Origin of the sequence: uncultured Salinisphaera sp., from assembly GCF_964012375.1 — a bacterium.
GTDB lineage: Bacteria > Pseudomonadota > Gammaproteobacteria > Nevskiales > Salinisphaeraceae > Salinisphaera.
In genome coordinates this window covers 1-4,508 of sequence record NZ_CAXGSH010000155.1, presented here as the reverse complement: position 1 = coordinate 4,508, position 4,508 = coordinate 1, and the positions used below count along the sequence as shown (strand labels likewise).

Annotated in this window: 4 protein-coding genes; 1 reads left to right on the top strand and 3 read right to left on the bottom strand. The window is 61.3% G+C overall.

Annotated elements, in window-relative coordinates; translation table 11 throughout:
- Positions 1-31 precede the first annotated feature (31 nt).
- Entirely contained in the window at positions 32-898 is an 867-nt protein-coding gene (gene folE2, locus ABNU97_RS17245; protein ID WP_348767900.1) for a GTP cyclohydrolase FolE2, read from the bottom strand.
- Positions 899-1,032: 134 nt separating this feature from the next.
- A complete protein-coding gene (locus tag ABNU97_RS17240; RefSeq protein ID WP_348767899.1) occupies positions 1,033-1,374 on the bottom strand; it encodes a histidine triad nucleotide-binding protein in 342 nt (113 codons plus the stop codon).
- A 168-nt stretch (positions 1,375-1,542) separates the two neighbouring features.
- Between ABNU97_RS17240 and ABNU97_RS17235 the strand changes: the two genes are divergently transcribed.
- Positions 1,543-3,552: an SDR family oxidoreductase gene (locus ABNU97_RS17235; RefSeq protein ID WP_348767898.1), complete on the top strand. Its 2,010-nt coding sequence runs from the start codon at positions 1,543-1,545 to the stop codon at positions 3,550-3,552.
- Positions 3,553-3,627: 75 nt separating this feature from the next.
- On the opposite strand, the gene ABNU97_RS17230 is transcribed toward ABNU97_RS17235, so the two are convergent.
- A partial coding sequence (locus ABNU97_RS17230; RefSeq protein ID WP_348767897.1) for a 3-deoxy-7-phosphoheptulonate synthase occupies positions 3,628-4,508 on the bottom strand: 881 nt, incomplete at its 5' end.

Here is a 4,508-nt window from a genome sequence, read left to right as displayed (position 1 = left end):
ATGTCAGCCGGACTTCGAATCGAGCGAAGGCTCAGCTGGCGGGCTGATCCTTGTCATGTTCGATCATCGCGTAAGCCGAATGGTTGTGGATCGATTCGAAGTTCTCCGACTCCACAACGTAATAACGAAACCGCGCGTCGTCGTTGAGGCACTGGGCGATATCGCGCACCACGTCCTCGACGAACTTCGGGTTTTCGTATGCTCGCTCGGTGACTGCCTTTTCGTCGACGCGCTTGAGAATGCCGAAAAGCTCGGATGACGCCTGCGATTCGGCGATTTCGATGAGTTCTTCCAGCCAGAAGAATTCGGTCGCGCGCACGCGGATGGTGATCAGCGAGCGCTGGTTATGGGCGCCATAGTCGGAAATATCCTTGGAGCAGGGGCACAGGGTGGTCACCGGCACCTTCACTTCGACATACAGATCGGTACGCTCGCCGCGCTGATCGCCGATGAAGGTGACGTTGTAGTCCATCACTCCTTTTTCCCGTGTCACCGGCGCGTACTTGTCGATGAAGTAGGGAAAGCTCATCTCGATATGGCCGTTGTCGGCTTCGAGACGCTCGGTCATCTCACCGAGCATGGTTCGGAACGAGTCGACGGTGATCTGGTGTTCGTGCGCGTTGAGAATCTGCACGAAGCGGGACATGTGCGTGCCCTTGAAATGGTGGGGCAGGTTCACGTACATGCCGAAGGTGGCCACCGTGCTCTGATGGCCGCCCACGCGCTGTTCGATCGACACGGGATGGCGGATATCACAGATGCCGACCCTGTTGATCGCCAGATGGCGGGGATCGGCCCGGCTCTGGACATCTTCGATCTCTGTGCCGGTACGTGCGCTCTCGCGCGCGTTGGAAGCGGTGTTCTTGCTGGCGCCCTGCGCCTTGGCCACGGTACTCATCGTGTTGCGGTTCCAGTCAGGCGAATCGGCCCGCGAGCCGATCCAAAGCGCGCCATGTTAGCGCGCGCGGACTCGGCCCACAAAGCAGCTGTGTCTTCATTGATGGGGTCGATTCATCCCCTTGCAAGGCACGCTTAGCCCGGCGGCCAGGCGAAGTCGCGTCCGCCCAGGATATGTACATGTAAGTGAAACACGCTTTGGCCCACGGCCTCGCCGTTATTGACGACCAGTCGGAAGGCCTCGCCATAGCCTTCGTTCTTGGCGACCTGCCGTGCGGTCAGCAGCAGATGCCCGAGCAGCGCCTGATCGTCGGCTTCGGCGTTAACAAGCATGTCGATGGGCTTTTTCGGGATCACCAGGATATGCATCGGCGCCTGCGCGTTGATGTCGCGAAACGCCAGGCACTGGTCGTCTTCGTGGACGATATCGGCATCGATCTCGCGATTGATGATCTTGGAAAATATGGTTTCGCTCATGGATGCATCCTGATTGGGTGGGCTATTGCGCGTCGACGCATTGTGTCAGAAGCGATCGCGCGATCGTAATAGTGGCGCAAGGGGGCCGCATGGGTTTACCGTCAGCGATGCGAGCGACGCCGCCAGCGGTGGCGCCGAGGACGATATCCAGACCAGGACAAAGCAATAATGAACTATCTCGTGACCGGTGCGACCGGTTTCATCGGTCGTTTCCTTGTCGAAAAACTGCTGACACGGCGCAATGCGACCGTGTATGTGCTGATGCGCCGGGCCAGCGCCGACCGCTATACCGGCCTGTGCGAGAGGCTGGGCGTGAGCGAGGACCGCCTGATCCCGGTCTGGGGCGATATCACCCGGCGCGGGGTGATCGACCGCGAAGCGCTTGAACACCTGACTGGCACTATCGATCATGTCTTTCATCTGGCCGCGGTCTACGACATGAACATGACCGACGCCCAGGCCGACAAGGTCAACAACGAGGGCACGGCGAATATCGTCGCCCTCGCGGGTGCGCTGGCCAACGAATCCGGCAAGAAGCCCTGTTTCCACCATGTCTCGTCGGTGGCAGTGGCCGGCGCGGATTACGAAGGCGTGTTCACCGACGAGATGTTCGACGAGGGCCAGCAGGTCCGCCATCCCTACTATCGGACCAAGTTCCAGTCCGAGGCGATCGTGCGCGAGCACTGCAAGGTGCCGTGGCGGGTCTATCGCCCGGGGATGGTCGTCGGCCATTCCGAAACCGGGGAAATGGACAAGATCGACGGCCCCTATTATTTCTTCAAGCCGATCAAGCGCATCCGCGACAACGTGCCCAAGTGGATGCCGCTACTCGGTATCGAGGGCGGGCAGATGCCGGTGGCGCCGGTGGACTATGTCGTCGATGCGATGGTGCATATTGCCCACAAGCGCAACCTCGACGGTCAGGCATTCTTTCTTATCCAGAACGAGCCGCCGACCGCCGGCGAAATGTTGCGCATCTTCATGCGCGCGGCCCACGGCCCGGATATCGTGCGTCGTTTGCCGACCCACGAGTGGCCGGCCAATATCGAGCACCAGCTCAAGCGTCTGGCCGGCAATATCCCCAAGGCGGAGTGGCTGGAAAAGAGCATTTCCAAGCGTATCGGCGTGCCGTTGTCGATACTCGGCTACGTAAACAATCGCGCCGTGTTCGAAGACGTGAATACCCAGGCCGCGCTCAAGGGCAGCGGTATTCATTGTCCGCGCCTGGAAGACTATGCGGAGACGCTGTGGCGCTACTGGGAAATGCATATGGACTGCGATTTCCATGTGCCCGAGAAGCTGCTGCGGCGCATGCAGGACAAGGTGGTGGTCATCACCGGCGCCTCCAGCGGCATCGGTTTCATGACCGCGAAAAAGCTGGCCCGTGCCGGCGCGACGGTCTGCATGGTGGCACGCACACCCGACAAGCTCGAGGAAACCCGGGCCATCGTGGACAAGATCGGCCTCGGTCGGGCGGTGGCGTATCCCTGCGATCTGAACGATATGCAAGCCATCGATGCCTGCACGAAACAGATTCTGGCCGATCATCATCACGTCGATATTCTGATCAACAACGCCGGGCATTCGATACGACGGGGCGTGTTCGAGTCGCTCAACCGCTTCCACGACTACGAACGCACCATGCAGCTGAACTACTTCGGCGCCATCCGCATGATCTTCAATTTCCTGCCAGCCATGGCGAAACGCCGCACCGGGCACGTCATCAATATTTCCAGTATCGGCTGCCTGACCAACGTGCCGCGTTTTTCGGCCTATGTGGCGTCCAAATCCGCGCTCGACGCCTTTTCACGCTGTCTGTCGCCGGAAGTCGCCTCGCGCAATATCGATCTGACTACTATTTACATGCCGCTGGTGCGTACGCCCATGATCGCGCCCACCAAGCTCTACGACTATGTGCCCACGCTCACACCGGAGCAGGCCGCCGACATGATCGTGTGCGCGATCCTGGAAAAGCCCAAGCGCATTGCCTCGCCGCTGGGCACCACCGCCCAGATTAGCTATGCCCTGTGGCCCAAGGTGAACGACTTCGTGCTGCACAAGGCGTTTCATATGTTCCCCTCGTCCAAGGCCGCCCGCGGTGGGCGCTCGGGCGAGGCCGAAAAGCCCAATATTCCGGGGCGCGTGCTGGCCGCGCTGCTGCCGGGGCCGTACTGGTAGACGCCGACCCTTCCCGGACACGAAAAAGCCGCCCTCGGGCGGCTTTTTCGTGAACCCCGTGTTGGTTAACAGGGGTCAGTCGTCGTCGCCGTTGTTGCGCAGGTCGCGGCGTTCGGACACGGCCTTGGCCAGTTCGCCGAGCAGGGCATCGGTATCCTCCCAGTGCAGGCAGGCATCGGTGATCGACACGCCGTATTCGGGCTCCACGCCCGGCACCAGCTTCTGGTTGCCTTCCTTGAGATGGGATTCGATCATCACGCCGAAGATCGCACGGCTGCCCGCGGCGATCTGACCGCCCACGTCGTCGCCGACTTCCAGCTGTTTCTTGTGCTGCTTGCGGCTGTTGGCGTGCGAGAAGTCGATCATCAGGCGGCCCGACAGCTGCGCCTGTTCGAGCAGGGCGACCGCGCCGGCGACCGAATCGGCGTCGTAGTTCGGCCCGTTCGCACCGCCACGCAGGATGATATGCGTATCGCGATTGCCGTCGGTGGCAAAGATCGCGGACTGGCCTTCCTTGGTCAGCGACAGGAAATGGTGCGGATGATGGGCCGCGCCCACGGCATCCACCGCGATCTTGATCGAACCGCCGGTGCCGTTCTTGAAGCCGACCGGGCAGGACAGCCCCGAGGCCAGCTCGCGATGGCCCTGGCTTTCCGTGGTGCGCGCGCCGATCGCGCCCCAGGCCACCAGATCGGCCAGATACTGCGGCGAGATCAGATCGAGAAACTCGACGCCCGCCGGAATGCCCTGGTCGGCGAGCTTGAGCAGCAGCTCGCGCGCCAGGCGGATGCCCTTGTTGATCTTGAACGAATCGTCCATGTCCGGGTCGTTGATCAGACCCTTCCAGCCCACCGTGGTCCGCGGTTTTTCGAAGTACACCCGCATGACGATGAGCAGATCATCGGCATAGCGTTCGCGCGCATCGGCCAGTTTCTTGGCGTATTCGAGCGCGGCGT